The sequence below is a fragment of the Haladaptatus ordinarius genome, from assembly GCF_054177595.1.
On the sequence record NZ_JBPEHH010000023.1, the window covers coordinates 1 to 18,815 of the forward strand.

Sequence of the window (18,815 nt, forward strand, 5' to 3'; positions counted from 1 at the left end):
GCACAGGGAGCAGACACCGTTGCAGAAGGCCCACAACGCACGAATGAACGATGACTACAACCAGCGCTGGATGAGTGAAACCGGCTTCTCGCAGTTGAAGCAAGACGACGGCGAGAAGCTCCGCTCCCGGAGCTGGCACGGCCAGTTCCGGGAGCTAACTCGCAAGTGCATCGTGCATAACCTAACGCAGGCGGCGAGTTAGGGCTCGCCGCCTGCTCCCCTTTTCCGGACATATCCGGGAGAGGCATCGCCGTCGTCACCGGAACAACGGAGCAAGGTACCATAGTTTTGACTCATCAGCAATTGCTGTGACTGACAGCTACTGCATCTTCTGAGGTCGAAAAGCCGTCTCTAACGCCGTGAAATTGTAGATCAGCAACCCCACCCCGATGCCGTCTTGCGTTCAACAAGGCAACAAAGAAACAAGATATGAACAACATTCCGACTTATGGTCTAACAGCGATTTTAGAGCCATCAAGAGCGGTATAGTGTCGCTAAGGAGTGTAAATTCCCTGATTTTCAAGCAGCTGTACCAGTGACATCAAAGAGTGGTATCTGCCGGGTTTAGTATGACTTGCATTCAAAGACAGTACATAAAGAGGGTTCCTCATTGTTCTACTCTACTGTAGCAACGTGCAACTGATCGGGATGCAATGCAGTCCTCCGAACCTACCAAAATCATGGTCACCACATCAACTGCTGACAGTCAATCCGGCGAACTGTGCGAGAACTGTGATGCGATGACGCCGCACCAAGTGACGATCGAGATCGTTACCGAGAACGAGGAGAATTCAAATGCAGCGTTCTCCCGAGAGCCCTATCGTGTCACGGAGTGCCAGCAGTGTGGCACCACGAGCAAACAGCGCGCAAACAACATGTAGAGTGGTGATGATTCATGTCAAGAGCGACTACGCCGAAGCAAACAAAGTCACGAATCGCAGATACACAATGTCAGAACTGTGGGAGTTTCGTCACCCGTGATTTCGCACGCGTCTTTGGTGATAATCAAAACACCGTCCACGGGTGTTTAGACTGTATGAATGGCACCGACGTGAAGAATGGCCAAGCAACCCACTGATAACAGATTAGATAATCATCACATGATATCTGGAAAAGCGACCGGAGATCCCGGAAGCACAACCGACGAAGAAACCGACCAGAGGCTTTCGGAGACAGAAATCAATGAATTGCTTGCGAACCGCCGGCGACGAATGATCCTTTCGTACTTACAAGTACAGGACGGTCCGGTCGAAATCGAATCGCTAATCGAACACCTCACGTACCAAGAATTGGAGGGGTGTTCAGGTGACACACCAACTCGGCTCTTCGAAGAGATTTCAGAGACTGTCTGGAGCGATCATTTGCCACTACTCGCTGAGCACGATGTCATTAAGTATGATCGGGAGAGCGGAAAAGTGAGTGGATGGACTAATGTCGGCCAGCTCACGCACCGCCTGCAAGAGTACAACAGCTAATTGTCATCAGTGGAATACATCGGTCATCAACTCAGTCTGGTATCTGACAGTAGGAATTAACGCTAAAAAACGGGAGTCTCGGAGTTGGTTCACTACTGCTTATGATTTTAGGTGGCAGAAACCCGGCTTCGTGGTGTTTTGAAACCAGGTCTGGCATGTTTCTAAGGAAGGAGCCTTAGTCCACGCGTCAGTACTGAAATCGGATTAGTCAGCGTGTGAGGGGGCGGAGTGCGTTGCGTTCTTGGTTTCGGTCTGTGGCGTCGACATCGGGGACGAGTCCCGGAGTGGGCGCGGCGAGCGGAGGGCAACGATAGCCAGCCAGATACTACCGGTGAGGAGTGCGCCGAGAGCGGAGAGTGCCATATCCATGGTGAAGAACGCGGTTGCATAGACGAGGCCGATCACCGCAGAGGGGAAGCTCGTGCTGAAAGGGACGTTTGCCATAGAGTCGCGGAGAGTAGGGAGGAGAGCAATGAGAGAGAAGACGTTTCCAGCAAGGAAGACAAAGTCTTGCCACATCATTGTCGACCACCTTGGTTTCTGGATGCTGCGAGTTGTGTTTGAGTTGCTTTCTGTTTCATCACTACTGGGTAGGAGATGGATACGGAAAAAACTTACTCAGTTCCGTGTAAATATTTCGTGAACAGTTACCACACTAGGTGATCACACAGCAAAATCTCTCAGAAGTAGATGATTATAATAGGCGTAAGGGATGATGTACACCACTCAACACGACAGCTATGATAGATAACGAACCACCCCACCTACCGTGAAATCGGCGAACACTTGCTGCGCATACTCGTAAAGTTTTGTTAAATACGCATCACGAACTCTGCACAGATTGAGACGAGGGTCCCAGAGCCATTGCACTGCCGCTTAGATGCGAAATTTCAGCCGAATAGCTTATAATAATATGTCTACACATACGTCAATATTTTGCAATAACCAGGCGTACTCAGGTCACCTATACATGGGTTTTTGGGTCTCCAGCCGCTATCGGCCCGCATGTTCGTTGCGACGTTTTCACTCCCAGCACAGGGGTTCGCCCTTGGGCACACGCTCGAGGCCGCACCAGACATGGCGGTCAAAGCCGAGCGCGTCGCCGCTCATGGCACCGTCTGGGTCATGCCGTGTCTGTGGGTAACCGGTGGCGATTTCGACGCTTTCGATGCAGCGCTAAACGCTGATCCGACAGTTGAGAGAGTCATTGAAACAGAAGCATTTGATGAGGAGACGTATTATCAAGTGGAATGGAGTGACTCAGTCGCCCAGTTTGTTGATGCCCTCATTGATACCGAAGGCTCGGTACTCAATGCCGAAGCGCATGACGGCACGTGGGAGCTCCGAATTCGCTTTGCGACGCGGGAGCAACTCGATATCTTTCAAGACTATCTCTCGCTCCAGGACCATCCGTATCGATTGTTGAATCTCATTGAGCCGCGATTCCCCCGACAAGAGCGAGCACAACTCACAGCAGCCCAACGCGACGCGCTTGTCGCTGCCGTCGAACAAGGCTACTACCGCGTTCCTCGTGATATCGCATTAGAAGACCTGGCGGACTCACTGGATATTTCTCGCCAGGCTACGTCAGAACGACTTCGTCGAGGCATCGAACAGCTCGTGACGACTGTTCTTATCGAACCTGAAAACGTGTAATCAATTTCTCGGTAGTATATCATTGGTGTTCGGTTAAGCACTGGATCGCCTCATGAAGGCTTCAGCCACTCGTTCGCTGAGTAAGAGGCGTGATTTCTCTGGTTGGCGGGCGTCACGAAACAGCAACTCCGACAAGTTCGGCGGTGGATACCCCAACGACTGGGCCAACTCTTCGAGGATGAGCTGGGCGAGTGACCGGAAGGTCCTCGCCCAGCGTTCCCGGGGGAACACCGTCTCAGGGAACCGCTCCTGGAACACGCCGAGCAAGGCTCTGCTGACCGTTAGCGTCAGCAGAGCCGCCACAACCAGTAACTCAACGATCACTGGATTACTCGTCTGGAACGTCTCCAACCCGTACAGCGATTTCAGCTCCCGGAACAGCAACTCCACCTCCCACCGCAACCCGTACAGCGCCGCGACCTGTCGGGGGGTGAACTCGTCAGGCAGGTTCGTGACGTACAGATGGTAGTCGTCGGTGTCCTCGTTGCGGACACCGACGACACGAAACTCCACCGTGTCAGTTGACTGCTTCCCAGCGTATGACCGTCGCTTGAACGTGAGTTCCACAGTCACGTCGACGATCTCTCGTGTGAGATCACCCAGAACATCCTGGAGGCGACGTCCTGGCAAGGAAATGGCGCGCCCGCGCCATTTCCGCCGCTTCCCGACGATCAACGGGTTCGCGTTCGCCTTCAGCCGCGTCAGAAAGAACCCGCCGTTTTCCTCGATCAACGCGAACCGGCGGAAGCTGTAGAACCCCAGATCGAACAGCAACAACCGGCCTCGCAGCCAGCTCCCCGTGCGGAGCTGGCTGCTCTCGTGGGTGCGTTCGTCGGTGAGCTGGAACTGTTCTAGCGTCTGTGTCGTCGTGTTATGCACGAGGTGAAGCTTCGCACCGGATTGATCTGCGTGAGTCGCTGGAAACTCGCTGAGGAGCCGATGCAACCGGAAGACGGTTGCATCGGCGATCAGCACCTCACGGAACAACTCGAACCGTGGCGCGATCATATGGGGAACCGCGACCTCCTCGAGAGCGTGCTCGAGGAGGTCGCTCAACAGGGCACCAAGTGCCGGTGTGAACCGGTCGTAGAAGCTGGAGCGAGCAACGGTCTGGTTGGTCGCGGCGGCGTAGGCCCGCTGAAACCCGGCGATAGTACGGGCTTCGCCGTCGACGGCGAAGCCCATGATGAGCGTCCAGACAAGCATCGTGATGTCGATTGTCCGGTGGCGTTGGACGACATCGCGCTCCGCGCGATGTCTTCGATAAGCGCTACTGGAAAGAGGGAAGTCAGTCGCCGTCGTATGAGTGTTGGAGAGAGTTCTGTTAGCACAACCTCTCTCTACGCGGTTTCTGAAGATGACCTTATCAAGACAGCACCGTCTGCCGGTTTCGCTCCTTAACCGAACACGGATGGTACAGCGACCAACGAGGCGGATGTTCCCAGCAGTGAACGCCAGCCTGACGTCAACGTTGAGGCTCAGATTCTGTTTGTCGAGCTCATCCTTGAGGTGTTGGGAGAGGATTCGGCCGGCTTTGAAGCGGCCGTGGAGGTCTGTGATATCTGAGAGGCCGAGCTTTGAGAGGTAGAGTTGCCGCTTGCACTGGCCGATTCGATGCGCAGAGTACGTCTGAAAGTCGAAGGTCGTGGTGTCGCTCAGCGTGGCGGATTGGATGACGTGCTCGGCGAACTCCCAGCCTGGGTCATCCATCTCCGGTGTCGAAGTAGTGCGGTTCTTCGTCTGGCATGTTCGTCCGGACGAACTCCACCTCGTGGCCGGTGTTCTGTTCGTGCAAGTGGCCCCATCCGAAGACGCCGTCGGCGTTGATCCCGACCCGCACTTTTCCACAATTAGGGTCTTGGCAGCAGGGGTGATACCGTTCCATGCGCCGCAATTCTCTGTCTTCTCTAAAGACCGTTGCAGGGTGATTTCCATTTCCGATTCCGGTGCACGGTCGGTGCGCGTGAGACTACTGTCCGGGAACCCCGCATTCGCACCCAGATGAGCGCTGGAATCTCCCTCTCGATCCACGCCTGGTGAACTATCCTTTAAGTACTCCTGTCCTAAATTCTAGAATAAAGGACACCCATGTGCCTCGACCCCACCCGCGACGACGGCATGCGCGTCTGGCTCAGTGCCGACGAGATGGAACAACTCATCAACGAGGCCGACGGCCATCAACAGAAGATCGCGTTCCTCCTCGCCGGGCGGTGTGGCCTCCGGCGAAGTGAGATCATGCAGGTCTGTCCGAAAGACTTCGTCACGGGCTGCGTACGATCTGGATAGTCGAAATATATATTAACCTAATAACGAATAGAATAAATATGCCCCACTGTGATAATTGCGGATCGTTTGTGACCCGACAATATGTCCGTGTGTTCACACCAGATGAAGTCGAGAAACCTCGTGTCTGTCCGTATTGTGAAGACATAGTTCGAGATGGAAATGAGATACGGCAAGCACGCTCTGCGCGAAGAAATTCATGATAAAAAAGAAGGGAGTCCGGTAGCCATCGACGAGAAACGTAGCATTCGAGAGATCATCAGTACCTCACGAAGTTCCGTAGTGAAGTCCTGTTGAGGCTGGACTCAGAAGCGAACGTGAGATTGGGATCGCTTCTAGATGGTTTCGTTCGTAGTTGAGCAGGGCAGTTCCATACTCTCCAGCATGACACCCTTCCGTACGAGATAGACGGACTGGAAGACGCGCTCGAGGAGCCCTACGCATATTGTGGGCAGGCGACGGACGGTGTCGTTCCTGACGGGTAGGTGGCGTGGATTGTCCCCGAAGGGTGACAACCGATACCACTATCTTCACGAAACAGGTACGTACCGTCGATATGACAGCCGAAATCGTGAACGATGTATACGACATCACGTGTCTCGACGAACCGGCCGGGAAGCGGTATCGCGCGTTTCTGTTCACGGCGAGGACGCCAACGCTCTTCGACGCTGGGCTTGAGAGCACCACGGACGCCCTCATCGAGGGGATCGACTCGATTGGCGTCGACCCAGAGCGGTTAGTGATCACCCATGGCGACGGCGACCACATCGGAGGCTTCGACCATGTCGTCGAAAAGTACGGTGTGGAGACGTGGGTTCCCAAGCAACTCGCCGTCGAGACCAAACATGAACCCGATCACCGCTACGGTGACGGCGACACTATCGGTCGATTCACGGCCGTCCATCTCCCTGGGCACGAGCCAGAAAACCACGCCCTGATCGATCGAGACGCCGGAATCGCAGTTCTCGGTGACGCCCTGTCGGGAGCCGACCAACGAGGACTCCCGTCCGGGTACTTCCACCTCCCGCCAGCCGTCTATTCCCAGGATCTAAATCAGGCAGAGGAAAGCCTCAAACGGCTTCTGGACTACGAGTTCGACGTCGGGTTGGTGTACCACGGATCGTCGGTCACAGAGGACGCACGTGCGAAGATCGACCGATACGTGAACTTTCCTGGGAAGTAGTCTCGCGAACTAGGATTCGACTAGTCTTCCATGTTATCAACGGCTCTCTCCGCTGATCCGCACGAAGACGGTCGCATTCGTTTAGCCACACCCCCAGGGTGGTTGTCGTAGAATAGCCACGAAACGTTCTACCAGTTCGTACCGACACACGGCGTCCGAAAACTCGACCGCGACCCACACGGAAACGTTTCGGCCAGCGCCGTCACCATCGACGGAGAGGACGTCGTGGAGGAATGTCTCGTCCACGGAGCCACCAACGGTGGGGCAGACGTCTACCAGTTCTCCGGCCGGTTGTCGTACGTGAACTTCACCGGTCCAGGGTTCCAGGACGGAACTGTCGAAGTGTATCTCGACGGGCAACCGGTCGACCCGGCGCGATTCCAGCGCGGGACGCCGCCGAAGAGTGACACCGATACCGACTGCGCCGGACAGAGCCGGCAACGACGGTCAGAGCTCGTCTTGGAACCGACCGAGAGTACGCAAACGGCAGTCGTGGACATCCAGGTCCAGGGCCGACTACTCGACACACCATCCACACAGCGGTCGATACGCGTGGTCGTGACCGGAGTCGAGGAGGCGACCGTCGTTCCCTTCACGGAGGGGTTGGTCTGCGTCGAGGTGAAACGGGGTGACGTGAACATCCAAATAAAAGCGCGAACACGAGGGCGTCGCTAATTTCAGGAACCGATAGACTGCGCTTCGACGTGGCAAGCTACGCAGACGGAACACCGGATGTGACTCACGGAATCGGGACTGGCATTCGAATCACAGCACACCATCGAATCACCGCACGCTACCGTCCACAGTCACCCGCGCTACATCGTTAAGTGCCAACACAACGAATTCGGCGCTATGCCCGACACAACGCTCGACACCGAGGCACAGCAGCGATTCCCGGTTCCCGACTACGACGAACTACCCGACGACCTCCGCGAGCGCATCGATACGGAGGCCGAACGCGCGGGGTTCACGCCGAACGTGTTCGCCGCACTCGCGTACAAACCCTCCCACTTCCGCGCGTTCATGGCCTTCCACGACGCGCTCGTCGACGACACGTCGCTCGACCGCGAGGAGGTGGAGATGATAATCGTCGCCGTCTCCGGGGTCAACCACTGTTACTACTGCAACGTCGCCCACGGCGCGCTCGTCCGCATCTACGCGAAGCACCCGACGCTCGCCGACCAGCTGGTGGCGAACTATCGACAGGCAGACGTGAGCAAGAAACGGATGACGATGCTCGACGTGGCGGTGAAACTCACCGAACGCCCGACGGAGGTGTCCGAGACCGACTTGCAACGACTGCGCGACGTCGGCTACACCGACGAGGAGATCTGGGACATCGGAAGCGTGGCGGCCTTCTTCAACTTCTCGAATCGGATGGCGACGTTCGCCGACTGGCGACCCAACGACGAGTTCCACACGATGGGTAGAGAGTCACGGGAGTAAGAGTCGTCCACCGATGCGACTGTTTCGACGGTCGCCACGACTCGTCTCCGACGGACGGCCCGAATGGAGGCTTTCGACCGTTCGCAATCTCGAACGTGACGTAGTCGCTGCCATCCGCAATCGGTTCTGAGTCGTGGTTACGAGCCACCGACGACGGGCCAGTCGTTCGAAAACGCGTAGCCTTTCTCCTGCCGTTTCCGGAACGGTTGAGTGACCCGCCTCGGTACGACTACGTAGTGAGGAGACAGCTGTTCGGAACGCTCTGTGGGTTGGTCTTCCTGATGAACTTCGGGCGAACCGTTTTCGCACCACTGCTGGAGCCGCTAATGGTCGCCTTCGGGGCTGACAAGGCGACCGTCGGCGTGTTAGTCTCGCTGGTGTGGCTCGGAACCGCGATTGCGCGCATTCCGACGGGATACGTCCTCACCCATCTTCCTCGTCATCGTGTCGTCCTCGCAACTGGCGTCGTTTTGGCCGGTGCATCGGTGTTCATCGCGGTCGCGAATTCTCTCGTCTTATTGCAAGCGGGGACGTTTCTACTCGGCCTGGCCAGCGGCGCGTACTTCGTCGCTGCGGTTCCGCTCATCGCGGAACTGTATCCGAATGCAGTCGGACGAACCGTCGGCATCCACGGCACGGCGGCTCAACTGGCAGCGGTTCTCGCACCGACCATCGTGATTGGACTCCTGTTCGTCTCCTCGTGGCGAACGGTATTCGTCGTCCTGGCGGTGGCCGCAGTCACGGTCAGTGTTCTCCTGACGACCGTCGTTCGAGGTTCACAGTTCGCCGACGACGCCGTTCCCGACCGAATGTTTCTCCGCTCCGTGCGGTCTCACTGGCGACTCATCGCGACCGGACTCCTGATGGTCAGCGTCGCCGGGTTCCTGTGGCAGGGACTGTTCAACTTCTATGTCTCGTATTTGGGAGCGGTCAAAGGGATGTCGAACGCGACGGCGAATCTCCTCCTAACCGTCGTGTTCGCGGCCGGATTACCCGCATTCTGGTTCGGCGGCCGACTCGCCGACCGGCTGCCACACGTTCCGTACATCCTGGCGATTTTATCAGGGTTCGGTGGCTCGGTGGTCGTGTTGACCCGCGTCGACGGCCTCCTCCCGGTGCTCGTCGTTTCGATTGCCATCGGGTATTCCATCCACAGCCTCTTTCCCGCGTTAGACACCTACTTTCTCGATTCGCTTCCAGACGAGAGCCGTGGCGCCACGTACGCGGCGTTCTCCGGCCTCTCTCTGTTGGTCGAGGCGAACGGCACCGCGTTCGTCGGAACGACGACGGACGCCGGATACCGATTCGACGTGGTCTTCGGCGGATTGTCGTTGCTCGTCGGGTGTGTCGTACTCGTACTCGCAGGGCTCTACGCGACGAATCGACTGCCGGGTGCGAGTTGGCGCGAGGACATCGGCCGCTGAGAGAGCGCCCGGCGGCGTCCGCAGAGAGGCGAGTGTCAGCACACCGAATACTTCGACGGACTCAGCGCCACGACCCCGGTCGTGACCGATGGGATGGTGCTCGTCGCTTCGTCGCCCCACAATCTCGACCCCGTCTGGCTCGAATCGGACGGGTACACCCGGGACGAGATTCTCTACAGCCTCCAATCGACCGACGAATCGGGTGACAGTTCCGAGGACGACGACACCGACGAGGACTCGGACGAAGACGAGTCCAAAGAAGACGGGTCGAAAGACGAATCCGAAGGAGATGATTTCAACGGAGACGAATCGGACGAGGACGGTCAGCAAGAGAAGGACGAAGACGACGACTGCTGACTGGCGAGCCGTGGCAACCTCTTTTTGACGGTCTGAGTGCGGTCGAATCGTCGACCCGACTGTCGTCAACGGGTCGGTAGGCCCGCTAGCTGTCCCCTGCGGCGAACGCCGCGTTTCCGATGGGAGGCGAAGACGAACCTTAACTCCCTGGCAACGAGACAGTCGCTATGGAACCGGACGACAATCACCGCGGCTGGGCCGAACGTTCGGGCAAGTTTTCGCCCGCCCACTACGCCCGTATCGGTCCGAACGAGGTGAGTGAGACCCTCGCAGCCGTGTTCGAGTACTACGTCCGTGAGGACGCCGCAATCCTCGAAGTCGGCTGCAGCTCGGGCCGTCATCTCGCTCACCTCCGCGACGACGGATTCGAGAACCTCACCGGTATCGACATCAACGACGAGTCGTTCGACGTGATGGCCGAAGCGTATCCGCAACTCGCGACGACGGGAACGTTTCACACGGGTGCTATCGAGGAGGTACTTCCGGAGTATCCCGACGGTGCGTTCGACGTCGTCTACTCGGTGGAAACGCTACAGCACATCCACCCCGAAAACGAGTGGGTGTTCGAAGAGCTGGTTCGCGTCACGAGCGACCTGCTCATTATAGCCGAGAACGAGGGGAACAGTCCACAGCGCGGCCGGGAGGGTACCGAAGTGAGCTACGTCGACAACGACTTCCCGCTCTACTACCGGAACTGGAAGCGAGTGTTCTCGGACCTGGGGCTCGCCCAGCTCGTGTGCGAACCGAGCAAGCGTGACACGGTTCGCGTTTTCCGGGTGCCCTGAGGAGGTCGGAACTGCCTCGACGTCGGTGGCCCGAGCGCAACGGACCCGACCTCCTCGTCCCGAAGTTCGGATTCGCTCGAAACGTGAAGGTGGGGAGCGGCGACTGCGACGTCGTGGTCGTCTACGATTACCGACCCCCGTCGGTGGCCTCGCCGCCTTTCGTCGCGTCGTCGAGGCCGTCGTCGGTCTCTCGAATCGGCGTCGGGCCGACGTCGAGACCGGTGGTCGGTTCCTCGCCGCGGAGTTGCGGGACGACGACCTGAAGGAACTGGACGACGACGACCATCACCAGCGGGCCGAGGAAGATACCGTACCAGCCGAACAGTATCGGGCCGAGCAGATACGCGAACATGACGAGCGACAGGTGGAACATCTTCCCCGAGAGGTACGGTCGGATGTAGGTTCGAACGACGTTGTCGAACGCGAGGGTCATGAACAGGAAGAACACGACGGGGTACCAGAGGGCGGTCGGGTCGCGTTGAATCGCTCCGAGTACGAGGAACGCCGCGATTGCGAGGTAGACGACGGACCGGCCGACCAGCGGCACGAGCGTGAAGATACCCGTGACGACCGCCAGCAGCACCGCCACCGGGATGAGGAGGTTTGCCGGCGCGAAGAAGTTGAACACGTTGTAGATGATGGCGGTCAGAATCATGATGACGAAGATGGTCAGCGTGTATCCGAAATAGATGGAGTTCAACCCCGCGTCGACCGCCTGAAGATAATCGACGGACAGTGCGTCGTCGCCGAGAATCTGTTCTTTGCCCCACCGGGCGAGGCGCTGGTCCTCGACCAGGAGGAAGAAGGCCAATAGCAAGGAAAGAAACAGCATGAAGACGCTCGATGCGGCGGCACCGACGATGGTTTGCACTTCAGTGAGCACCGCTTGCACCGACGGATCTTCGAGTGTGGTCGTCGTCTCTCGTATCAGCTGATCGGGGTCGTCCGGTACCGTCCCGGCGTCTATCGGTGACTGTTCGAGGAACTGTGCCGCCGTGTCCGAACTCGCGAAGGTGGCCAACTGTCCGACCGCTATCGAGAGGAACACGCCCAGAAACAACACGACTGGGACGACGATGAGAAGTAGCGCGAGTGCAGCAGAGAGATTCCCTCTCCCGATTCGATTCCGAAGCCGACGGTTGATCGGGCGGGCGACGTAGTAGACGAACACCCCGAACACGACCCACGGCAGGAACGTGAACGCGACGGCGGCGATGACCCCGAACACAATCAGACCGGCAATCCACCACTTCAGACCCGGCCGCACGATACGGATTCGCGTCGCTTCTGGACTCCCCCCACCCATAGCCATGTGGTATCATAAAACACCGATAAAGTTAACTCTGCCCGAAACTATCCGGATACTGACTTTCGGGATGCGAACGATGGCGACTCGAACGCCTCAGGCTCGTTCCGGCACGTCTCGAAGACCCGGGTGTCGACTCACTTCGGGAGCCGCTGCTGGTGGGTGTCGTGACCCATCGGTTCTCGGAGAGCCTCGACGAGCGAGACTCCCCATCACACGCCCGAGAGACCTCGCACGATGTGTTCGCGAAGCGCTCCCGTCGCGACAGACCCGGTGACGTGACCCTTGTTCAGGACAGTCGGTGACAGCCCCTCGTAACTCGGTCGCTGTCGGTCGTGCTCGATGATTCGGTCGTAGCGTGCGAGGAGTGGGAGACAGTCGTCCGCCTCGACGGCGGTGAACTCCGCCTCGAAGTCCAGCACGTCACGGAGTCGTTCTGGCCGTCTCCGTGCCGATTCTGCGGTCAGCTTGCGGTACGCGGACGAGACGAACATCTCACCCAGTGCCGCGCCAGCGAAAATCGGGAGGTAACGGTCGACGGAGTCGAAGCAGGTCCGGTGGAGGTTGACCGCCCAGCCACCGAGGCTGATGCCCGAGGCGAAGACCGGACTCCCGGTTCGTTCGCTCGCCCGTGTTGCGAGCGCCTCGACGAGGCCAGCCGAGGTCGCGAGCATCCCGACGAAGTTCTCGAGTTCGCCCATCGCCCTGGCGTAGTCCATATTCGACCCGGCGTGGAACGGCGCTCGAACGGCGACGATGTTGGCCGGAATCTCCTCGTCGGTCGAGACGAACAATCGTCGAAACGAGTTCGTATCGAAGCGGCCGAAGTCGAACGGTCGTTCGCCACTTCCGTGATGGTAGACGAGTGTGGGGTAGTCCGGACCGAGCCACTGCCAGGGCATATACGCCGCCTCGAACTCTCCGACCGGCGTTTCGGCGGTGACAGTCCGCTGTCCAGCACGACTGAGATTGTCGACACTGACCGCTGTGTCGGTCGCCACGTCCACCAGCGGCGGCGAGTCGAGCGACCGAGCGAAGAACTTCGCGTCGCCCAGGAGATATTTGCTCAGTTCGACGGTTCCGACGTCGAGGAGTTCGTGGACGTTCATCATCGTGTTCGGTTTTCGGAACTCTCCGCGTTCCACTTCTACCTGCTGGCGTTCGTGACCGTCACCGGCCAGCGGTAGCAAAACGCTATCTGCTTTTTCGACCGATATGAGGTCGTGGCTCTCGCGTGCCACGGCGAGATGCGACCACGACCCGCCGGCGAACAAAGTCGACGTGCTGTTGCTCTGGTTGCTTCCGGTCAGTTGGGTCGTCTTCGACCTAGAAGAAGTCGCCACTATCGAAGTGTGGTCCAGTCGCCTGGAGAGTGCCGGACGAGACGACGGGTCCGCTCTTCGACAACGACCGTCTAGACGCTCACGGGAGAGACGGCGTGTGTAACCGACCCCGTGTATTCACCCGGGTCTCGGGGGCGGAATCTCCCCACGACGGTCACACCGTCCAGAACAGATCGATGGCCAGCGGTGTCACCACCGTCAACAGTAGCTGGAGGGGAGCACCGACCCGGAAGTAGTCGGTGAAATGATAGCCGCCCGGTGAGTAGACCATGAGGTTGGTCTGGTAGCCGATCGGCGTCATGAACGCCGTCGAACCGGCGAAGGTCACGCCGAGGGCGAAAGCGAACGGATCCGCACCGATTCGGGCTGCCGCATCGATGGCGATGGGGAAGACGAGGACGACGCTGGCGACCGGTGTAATCACGTTCGCCAGCAGGCCCGTCAACAGGTAAAAGAGCGCGAGAACGGCCACCGCCGGAAGGATGTCCGCGACACCGACGATCAACCCACCGAGGAACTCTGCGCCCCCCGTCTTCTGCATGGCAAGTCCAAGCGGGAAGACGCCCGCGAGCAGAAAGATGATTTCCCAGGAGACGGACTCGTACGCGTCGCTGGGGTCGACGACGCCCGAGACGACCATCGCGACGACGCCTCCCAGCGCGGCGATGGAGATGGGCAGGAAGTCGGTGGCCGCGGCGGTGACGACGCCGACGACGATTCCTGCAGCGACGACGGCATCCCACCCGAGCGGCGGCGTCTCACGGGGGCCGTTCATGTTTGCCTCCTCGGTTATCACCAACTCGCTGGATTTGTGAATCGCCTCGACAGACGAGCGGGTGACGTGCAACAGGAGTGCATCCCCTGGTGAGAACGTAACCTCGGGCAACCCTTCGTGAATCATCTTCCCGCTCCGGCGAATCGCGAGCAGAGTGTCGTCGAACCGGTGTCGGAACTGGCTGTCGGCGATGGTACGACCGACGAGCGAGGAATCCGACGGAACGACCACCTCGAGGAAGGTTCCCTTTCCCTGGGGCTCCGAGAGTTCGTCTTCGGTGACGAGCGCGCGAGGAAGTCGGCGTAAACCCGCCTGCTCGACGAACTCTCTGTGGACCTCCTCGCTGGCGCGGAGGGTCAACACGTCACCGGCTGCTATCTCCCTGCCAGTCGAAGGCGTCACGAACGTCCTGTCGCCACGGACGATCTGGAGCACGTCCAGGTCGAGACCGTAGTCTGCGACTGCTTCGCCGCCGACGACGCCGATAAGGGGTGAGTTCCGCGGGACGTACACTCGCCAGAGGTACCCGTCGAGGTCGTACTTCTCGGTGAGGTCGACGGCGTGGATTCGTTCCGGGAGCAGGTGTTGGGAGACGGTCATGAAATAGATGCGTCGTGATTCTCATTCATCGGTCGAGGGCATCGCAAACAACGTAACGGGCCGTGAACGACGGGTCGGGACCGCGGTCACTAACCGACACCACTCACACGTCGAAACCGGACGATACTTCCGGCAGTCTGTCTACCCCCTCCCATCGGCGACGGGGTTCACATCGACCGACGAGACAAGCGGCGAGGGTGACAACCTCACGACCGTACATCGTAGCGCTCCGGTCATCCGCCACCCGCGACGAGCGCTCACGACTGGCAAACTGTCGAAACGAGACGGGTAGTCGTCTCTCTGCGGTCGACGTGGACCACTCCCTCTCGCTTTGCTACGTGATACAGGCCAAGTCGTATCCTGATGTGAACTGCCCCACGGTTCAATTCCGAGGCACTCGCCTTTTAATTCTGTAGAACCAAAGTCTCGCATGTCGCGATACGAGGCTTCCTTCGAGATAAACTCGAAATCCGATTCGTATGCGAATCGGCGACTCCTGGAGAAAGCGTACGATACGATTCGAGAAGAGTCCCAAAGCGTCCAAGAAGACACAGACGACGAATCTGAACTCATTCGAGAGTTCAAATCACTTCGAGACGCTGCGAGGCAACCAGCGGCAGGGAAACTGACGATAGTCTACGAACAGTACGACGAATTCGACGACTGATCTGTCGGCGTATCTCTCGTGGCGAGGGACATCGAGTTCGTCCTCACGAGGGGTCGTCGACGCTGCATCCGTGACTCCTCGTGACGCCGTTCGTGACATCGGGGATGGCGCCACGCCAACGTGGATACCTACTGTCAGATATACTATAGAACGTTCGGCGGAGATACGAGCCCTTTTCCCTCGCTACGACCTTATTTTAGTATGTCTTTCCTTGTAGCCCCGCAAGCAATCCAGAGTGGGGCTTCGACTCAGGTGACGGGTGATATGCTCGTCGTCTTCGCGCTCATTCTCCTCGCGCTCGTTCTGTTATGCGACCGAACGGTTCCCAATCGACGTCACTGCCATCCTGGTGATGGTCCTGCTGATGGTCCTCGAACCGTGGACGCAGATTTCAGCGCGCGAGGGTATCTCTGGCTTCTCGAGCCCAGCCACCATCACCGTGTTGGCGTTGCTCATTCTGAGTACCGGCGTCAATCGAACCGGCATCGTCCAGACGCTCGGACGGAAGATGGCGTCGTTCGCCGGTACCGACCGGCGGAAGCAACTCGCCGCGACCATCGGCGTTACCGGCCCGGTCTCGGGAGTCATTAACAACACGCCGATCGTCGCGATACTGGTTCCGGTCATCGCTGACCTCGCACACGAAGGGAATACTTCTCCGTCGAAACTGCTCATGCCGCTATCGTTCGCCTCCATGCTCGGCGGGACGCTGACGCTCATCGGGACGTCGACGAACATTCTCGCGAGCGATATCGCAGCCCAGATTGGTTCGGAGTCGCCCGGTCTCGGCCTCCGCGCCTTCTCGATGTTCGAGTTCACCAAACTCGGTGTCATCGTCTTCGCGGTCGGTGCCGTCTATTACGCTCGCGACGTGAACCTCAAGGGGGCACTCTGATGTTAGACCCCGACTGGACCGTCCTCGTACCGGTAGAGATAATCGAAGGGGAGACCGTTCCCGAAGCGGTCATCGAGCTCCTGTCGACGCTCCCCGTCGTCGTGCTCGGCTATCACGTCCTCCCCGAGCAAACGCCGCCGGGACAGGCGCGCATGCAGTTCGAAGAGCAGGCGCAGACGAAACTCGACGACCTCGCCGTCGCGTTCCGCGAGGCTGGCGGTGACGCCGAGACGCGGTTGGTGTTCACCCACGACGAAGAACAGACGCTGAATCGCGTCGCCGACGAGACGGGCTGTAGTGCGATTCTAATCCCGAATCCTGCGTCGGCCGTCGAGCGGGTGCTGGTGCCGGTTCGCGGAGAGGTCGACGTCGCGCGCATCGTGACGTTCGTCACAGCCATGGTCGGCGACCGGGACATCGAAATCACGCTCTTCGACGTCACAGCGAGAGACGGTGGTGGCGACAAAGGAAACTCCGTAACCGAAGCGAGAGAGTACCTCCGGAGCCACGGCATCACAGTCGACGTAATCGAACGGGACGGGAGCGTCACGAACACACCGGTCCAGGCCATCGCGACGGCGGCCGTGGACCACGACGTCATCGTCATGGGTGAGAGCGCCCCCTCCCTACGGACGTTCCTCTTCGGGGAGACCACCGAGAAGGTCGCTGCGCGCTCGCTCGGGCCAGTAATCGCCGTGCGTCGTGAGCGTGACAGGGAGACGGCCGAGAACACCGACTGAGGTAGCTCACGAGTTCGACCCTGGAGATACCGACCGCCGGATTCGGTTTCTGAAACGAGGTCGAGAATCGCGTCGTCCGCACTTCGTTCGTTGCTGGTGTACACCGAGTGGAGACCGTCCTCGTTACGCTATTCTGTTCGCCCCGTCACGTCTGTCGGGTTCGTCGGGTTCTCCGGTCGTGGTGGGCGAGAAGTCCTCGCTGGACCATCGTGACTGCGGTAGAAAACTACAGACGAACGTCAGGGCCGGAACCAGCAGTAGCCGTACGGAGCGAGCGAGACGTGCAGGTCGTCGCCGTCTTGCCCGAAGCGGGCGTCGCCGAAGACCGGCATTGGGTCGGCGTTCAGCCTCAGCGTGACCGTCGCCGTCTCGTCGGCGAGGTTGTGGACCGCGACGACGGTATCGCCGTGGAGTGAACTCGCGTGGGCGAACACCGCCGGATGCTCCGCGTCGAGGATGGTGCAGTCCCCTCTGGCGAGTTCGGGGAATTCCCCGTGCGTTCGAACGAGCCGACTCGTCCAGTTGAGCAGGGAGTCGGGGTCGGCCCGCTGGTCGGCGACGTTCACTGCCTCGGGGGCAAACTCCTCGTCCGAGACGAGGGGGCGAACGAGGTCGTCGGGGTCGGCGGTCGAGAAGCCGGCGTTCGGTGCATCGGACCACTGCATCGGCGTTCGGACCGCGAAGCGGCCGGGCTGGTTCAGGTCCTCGCCCATCCCGATTTCGTCGCCGTAGACGATAATTGGCGTCCCGGGCAGCGAGAACAGCAGACTGTTGGCGAGTTCGATGCGGTCGCGGTTACCGTCGAGTATCGGCGCGAGTCGGCGACGGATGCCCCGGTCGTAGATGCGCATGTCTTCGTCGGGCGCGAACGCATCGTACACGTCTGCCTGTTCCGCCTCAGTGAGCGCGCCGACGTTGAGTTCGTCTAAGTTCCGCAGGAAGTTCGCCCAGCCAGCACCGGCGGGTGGGTCGGGCAGTTTCTCGAGCACCGAAGCCAGCGGTGCGGACTCACCGCGAGCCAGTGCGAGCGTGAGGTGAGCGTTGAGCTGGAAGTTCAACAGGAGGTGCATCTCGTCGCTGTCGCCGAAGTACTCCCCGAGTTCGGCGGGGGGCCTGTCGGCCTCCGCGAGGAGGACGGCGTCACTGCGCCGCCGGGAGACGAACTCCCGCATCTCCCGCAAGAACCCGTGCGGGTCGTCCAGGCGCCCCTCGGCCATTCCTTTCGTCTGGGTGAGCAACCCGGCGGCGTCGATGCGGAAACCGGCGACGCCGAGTTCCAGCCAGAACCCGAGTATCTTCTTGACCTCTTCCCGTACCGCAGGGTTGGCGACGTTCAAATCCGGCTGGAAGTTGTAGAAGCGGTGGTAGTAGTACGCATCCGCCCGCTCGTCGTACGACCAGACGTGGTCTTCCTCGCCGGGGAAGATGGGTCCGCGGTCGGGACGGAGGTCCGGTCTCTCGTTCGCCCAGAGGTAGTAATCCCGGTACTTCGAGTCGGGGTCCTCGCGGGCGGCCTGGAACCACGGGTGCTGGTCTGACGTGTGGTTCACCACGAGGTCGACGACGACCCGGATACCCCGTGATTCTGCCGCGCGGGCGAACTCCACGAAATCGCCGAGCGTACCCAGCCGGGAGTCCACACCGTAGTAGTCCATCACGTCGTAGCCGTTGTCACGGCCAGGCGACGGGTAGAACGGCAACAGCCAGATGCAATCGACACCGAGCCTGGAGAAGTAATCGAGGCGCTCGGTGAGTCCCTGAAAGTCGCCAATGCCATCGCCGTTCGCGTCCCTGAACGCCTTCAAGTCCACGGAGTAGATGGTAGCGTCCTGGTACCACGAATGCTTTTTCTCTCGCACGACCGCAACCAAGAAGAGAGG

22 protein-coding genes and 2 pseudogenes are annotated in these 18,815 nt (G+C 59.4%); 17 read left to right on the forward strand and 7 right to left on the reverse strand.

Annotation, left to right across the window (positions count from 1 at the left end):
• The 4 genes from ACR3FF_RS10265 to ACR3FF_RS10280 form a co-directional block, all read left to right on the forward strand.
• Positions 1 to 202: transposase (locus ACR3FF_RS10265; RefSeq protein ID WP_458187917.1), on the forward strand; the 202-nt coding region annotated here is incomplete at its 5' end.
• 478 nt (positions 203 to 680) lie between these two features.
• A complete protein-coding gene (locus ACR3FF_RS10270) occupies positions 681 to 881 on the forward strand; it encodes a DUF7835 family putative zinc beta-ribbon protein (RefSeq protein WP_458187918.1) in 201 nt (66 codons plus the stop codon).
• A gap of 14 nt (positions 882 to 895) precedes the next feature.
• Positions 896 to 1,078: a DUF7563 family protein gene (locus ACR3FF_RS10275; protein WP_458187919.1), complete on the forward strand. Its 183-nt coding sequence runs from the start codon at positions 896 to 898 to the stop codon at positions 1,076 to 1,078.
• Positions 1,059 to 1,475: a DUF7344 domain-containing protein gene (locus ACR3FF_RS10280; protein ID WP_458187920.1), complete on the forward strand. Its 417-nt coding sequence runs from the start codon at positions 1,059 to 1,061 to the stop codon at positions 1,473 to 1,475. The genes ACR3FF_RS10275 and ACR3FF_RS10280 overlap by 20 nt, the downstream gene beginning before the upstream one ends.
• A 204-nt stretch (positions 1,476 to 1,679) precedes the next feature.
• Here ACR3FF_RS10280 and ACR3FF_RS10285 read toward each other — a convergent pair whose 3' ends face one another.
• Positions 1,680 to 1,997 (reverse strand): hypothetical protein, encoded by a 318-nt coding sequence (locus ACR3FF_RS10285; protein ID WP_458187921.1) that lies wholly within the window; start codon positions 1,995 to 1,997, stop codon positions 1,680 to 1,682.
• A 483-nt stretch (positions 1,998 to 2,480) separates the two neighbouring features.
• On the opposite strand from ACR3FF_RS10285, the gene ACR3FF_RS10290 reads away from it, so the two are divergent.
• Entirely contained in the window at positions 2,481 to 3,131 is a 651-nt protein-coding gene (locus ACR3FF_RS10290) for a helix-turn-helix domain-containing protein (RefSeq protein ID WP_458187922.1), read from the forward strand.
• Positions 3,132 to 3,164: 33 nt separating this feature from the next.
• On the opposite strand, the pseudogene ACR3FF_RS10295 reads toward ACR3FF_RS10290, so the two are convergent.
• Both ACR3FF_RS10295 and ACR3FF_RS10300 read right to left on the reverse strand, forming a co-directional pair.
• Positions 3,165 to 4,462 (reverse strand): annotated as a pseudogene (locus ACR3FF_RS10295) (IS4 family transposase).
• Positions 4,463 to 4,833: 371 nt separating this feature from the next.
• The gene (locus tag ACR3FF_RS10300) at positions 4,834 to 5,016 is read right to left on the reverse strand and encodes a hypothetical protein (RefSeq protein ID WP_458187923.1); all 183 of its coding nucleotides are present in this window, start codon (positions 5,014 to 5,016) and stop codon (positions 4,834 to 4,836) included.
• Between the two features lie 203 nt (positions 5,017 to 5,219).
• Between ACR3FF_RS10300 and ACR3FF_RS10305 the strand changes: the two genes are divergently transcribed.
• The 8 genes from ACR3FF_RS10305 (at position 5,220) to ACR3FF_RS10340 (ending at position 10,609) form a co-directional block, all read left to right on the forward strand.
• Positions 5,220 to 5,417, forward strand: a complete 198-nt coding sequence (locus ACR3FF_RS10305) for a site-specific integrase (RefSeq protein WP_458187924.1) — start codon at positions 5,220 to 5,222, stop codon at positions 5,415 to 5,417.
• Positions 5,418 to 5,455: 38 nt separating this feature from the next.
• Entirely contained in the window at positions 5,456 to 5,617 is a 162-nt protein-coding gene (locus tag ACR3FF_RS10310) for a DUF7563 family protein (RefSeq protein ID WP_458187925.1), read from the forward strand.
• A 353-nt stretch (positions 5,618 to 5,970) separates the two neighbouring features.
• Positions 5,971 to 6,597 (forward strand): MBL fold metallo-hydrolase, encoded by a 627-nt coding sequence (locus tag ACR3FF_RS10315; protein ID WP_458187926.1) that lies wholly within the window; start codon positions 5,971 to 5,973, stop codon positions 6,595 to 6,597.
• 225 nt (positions 6,598 to 6,822) lie between these two features.
• Entirely contained in the window at positions 6,823 to 7,272 is a 450-nt protein-coding gene (locus ACR3FF_RS10320; RefSeq protein WP_458187927.1) for a hypothetical protein, read from the forward strand.
• Between the two features lie 177 nt (positions 7,273 to 7,449).
• Complete coding sequence (locus ACR3FF_RS10325) at positions 7,450 to 8,043, forward strand: peroxidase-related enzyme (RefSeq protein WP_458187928.1); 594 nt, start codon at positions 7,450 to 7,452, stop codon at positions 8,041 to 8,043.
• Between the two features lie 236 nt (positions 8,044 to 8,279).
• Entirely contained in the window at positions 8,280 to 9,467 is a 1,188-nt protein-coding gene (locus ACR3FF_RS10330) for an MFS transporter (RefSeq protein WP_458187929.1), read from the forward strand.
• 81 nt (positions 9,468 to 9,548) lie between these two features.
• On the forward strand, positions 9,549 to 9,824 hold the full coding sequence (locus ACR3FF_RS10335) for a hypothetical protein (protein ID WP_458187930.1): 276 nt from the start codon (positions 9,549 to 9,551) through the stop codon (positions 9,822 to 9,824).
• A 167-nt stretch (positions 9,825 to 9,991) separates the two neighbouring features.
• A complete protein-coding gene (locus ACR3FF_RS10340) occupies positions 9,992 to 10,609 on the forward strand; it encodes a class I SAM-dependent methyltransferase (RefSeq protein WP_458187931.1) in 618 nt (205 codons plus the stop codon).
• Between the two features lie 127 nt (positions 10,610 to 10,736).
• On the opposite strand, the gene ACR3FF_RS10345 is transcribed toward ACR3FF_RS10340, so the two are convergent.
• The 3 genes from ACR3FF_RS10345 to ACR3FF_RS10355 form a co-directional block, all read right to left on the reverse strand.
• Positions 10,737 to 11,921 carry an AI-2E family transporter gene (locus tag ACR3FF_RS10345; protein ID WP_458187932.1) on the reverse strand — a complete coding sequence of 395 codons (1,185 nt, stop codon included), beginning with the start codon at positions 11,919 to 11,921 and terminating at the stop codon, positions 10,737 to 10,739.
• A gap of 206 nt (positions 11,922 to 12,127) precedes the next feature.
• Positions 12,128 to 13,258, reverse strand: a complete 1,131-nt coding sequence (locus ACR3FF_RS10350) for a hypothetical protein (RefSeq protein ID WP_458187933.1) — start codon at positions 13,256 to 13,258, stop codon at positions 12,128 to 12,130.
• Between the two features lie 154 nt (positions 13,259 to 13,412).
• Entirely contained in the window at positions 13,413 to 14,633 is a 1,221-nt protein-coding gene (locus tag ACR3FF_RS10355; RefSeq protein WP_458187934.1) for an SLC13 family permease, read from the reverse strand.
• Positions 14,634 to 14,640: 7 nt separating this feature from the next.
• Between ACR3FF_RS10355 and ACR3FF_RS10360 the strand changes: the two genes are divergently transcribed.
• From ACR3FF_RS10360 to ACR3FF_RS10375, 4 genes and pseudogenes are all read left to right on the forward strand, one after another.
• Positions 14,641 to 14,925, forward strand: a complete 285-nt coding sequence (locus tag ACR3FF_RS10360; RefSeq protein WP_458187935.1) for a hypothetical protein — start codon at positions 14,641 to 14,643, stop codon at positions 14,923 to 14,925.
• A gap of 138 nt (positions 14,926 to 15,063) precedes the next feature.
• A complete protein-coding gene (locus ACR3FF_RS10365) occupies positions 15,064 to 15,300 on the forward strand; it encodes a hypothetical protein (RefSeq protein ID WP_458187936.1) in 237 nt (78 codons plus the stop codon).
• A 264-nt stretch (positions 15,301 to 15,564) separates the two neighbouring features.
• Positions 15,565 to 16,159: pseudogene (locus tag ACR3FF_RS10370) on the forward strand (SLC13 family permease); the annotation flags it as partial.
• A 35-nt stretch (positions 16,160 to 16,194) separates the two neighbouring features.
• A complete protein-coding gene (locus ACR3FF_RS10375) occupies positions 16,195 to 16,935 on the forward strand; it encodes a universal stress protein (protein WP_458187937.1) in 741 nt (246 codons plus the stop codon).
• 239 nt (positions 16,936 to 17,174) lie between these two features.
• On the opposite strand, the gene ACR3FF_RS10380 is transcribed toward ACR3FF_RS10375, so the two are convergent.
• Complete coding sequence (locus ACR3FF_RS10380) at positions 17,175 to 18,794, reverse strand: alpha-amylase family protein (RefSeq protein WP_458187938.1); 1,620 nt, start codon at positions 18,792 to 18,794, stop codon at positions 17,175 to 17,177.
• Positions 18,795 to 18,815: the final 21 nt, after the last annotated feature.

Excerpts from the sequence above, each read along its gene's own strand:
- ACR3FF_RS10270 (WP_458187918.1), top strand. The coding sequence starts at position 681 with ATGGTCACCACATCAACTGCTGACAGTCAATCCGGCGAACTGTGCGAG.
- ACR3FF_RS10275 (WP_458187919.1), top strand. The coding sequence starts at position 896 with ATGTCAAGAGCGACTACGCCGAAGCAAACAAAGTCACGAATCGCAGAT.
- ACR3FF_RS10280 (WP_458187920.1), top strand. The coding sequence starts at position 1,059 with ATGGCCAAGCAACCCACTGATAACAGATTAGATAATCATCACATGATA.
- ACR3FF_RS10285 (WP_458187921.1), bottom strand. The coding sequence starts at position 1,997 with ATGATGTGGCAAGACTTTGTCTTCCTTGCTGGAAACGTCTTCTCTCTC.
- ACR3FF_RS10290 (WP_458187922.1), top strand. The coding sequence starts at position 2,481 with ATGTTCGTTGCGACGTTTTCACTCCCAGCACAGGGGTTCGCCCTTGGG.
- ACR3FF_RS10300 (WP_458187923.1), bottom strand. The coding sequence starts at position 5,016 with ATGGAACGGTATCACCCCTGCTGCCAAGACCCTAATTGTGGAAAAGTG.
- ACR3FF_RS10305 (WP_458187924.1), top strand. The coding sequence starts at position 5,220 with ATGTGCCTCGACCCCACCCGCGACGACGGCATGCGCGTCTGGCTCAGT.
- ACR3FF_RS10310 (WP_458187925.1), top strand. The coding sequence starts at position 5,456 with ATGCCCCACTGTGATAATTGCGGATCGTTTGTGACCCGACAATATGTC.
- ACR3FF_RS10315 (WP_458187926.1), top strand. The coding sequence starts at position 5,971 with ATGACAGCCGAAATCGTGAACGATGTATACGACATCACGTGTCTCGAC.
- ACR3FF_RS10325 (WP_458187928.1), top strand. The coding sequence starts at position 7,450 with ATGCCCGACACAACGCTCGACACCGAGGCACAGCAGCGATTCCCGGTT.
- ACR3FF_RS10340 (WP_458187931.1), top strand. The coding sequence starts at position 9,992 with ATGGAACCGGACGACAATCACCGCGGCTGGGCCGAACGTTCGGGCAAG.
- ACR3FF_RS10345 (WP_458187932.1), bottom strand. The coding sequence starts at position 11,921 with ATGGCTATGGGTGGGGGGAGTCCAGAAGCGACGCGAATCCGTATCGTG.
- ACR3FF_RS10355 (WP_458187934.1), bottom strand. The coding sequence starts at position 14,633 with ATGACCGTCTCCCAACACCTGCTCCCGGAACGAATCCACGCCGTCGAC.
- ACR3FF_RS10360 (WP_458187935.1), top strand. The coding sequence starts at position 14,641 with ATGCGTCGTGATTCTCATTCATCGGTCGAGGGCATCGCAAACAACGTA.
- ACR3FF_RS10365 (WP_458187936.1), top strand. The coding sequence starts at position 15,064 with ATGTCGCGATACGAGGCTTCCTTCGAGATAAACTCGAAATCCGATTCG.
- ACR3FF_RS10375 (WP_458187937.1), top strand. The coding sequence starts at position 16,195 with ATGTTAGACCCCGACTGGACCGTCCTCGTACCGGTAGAGATAATCGAA.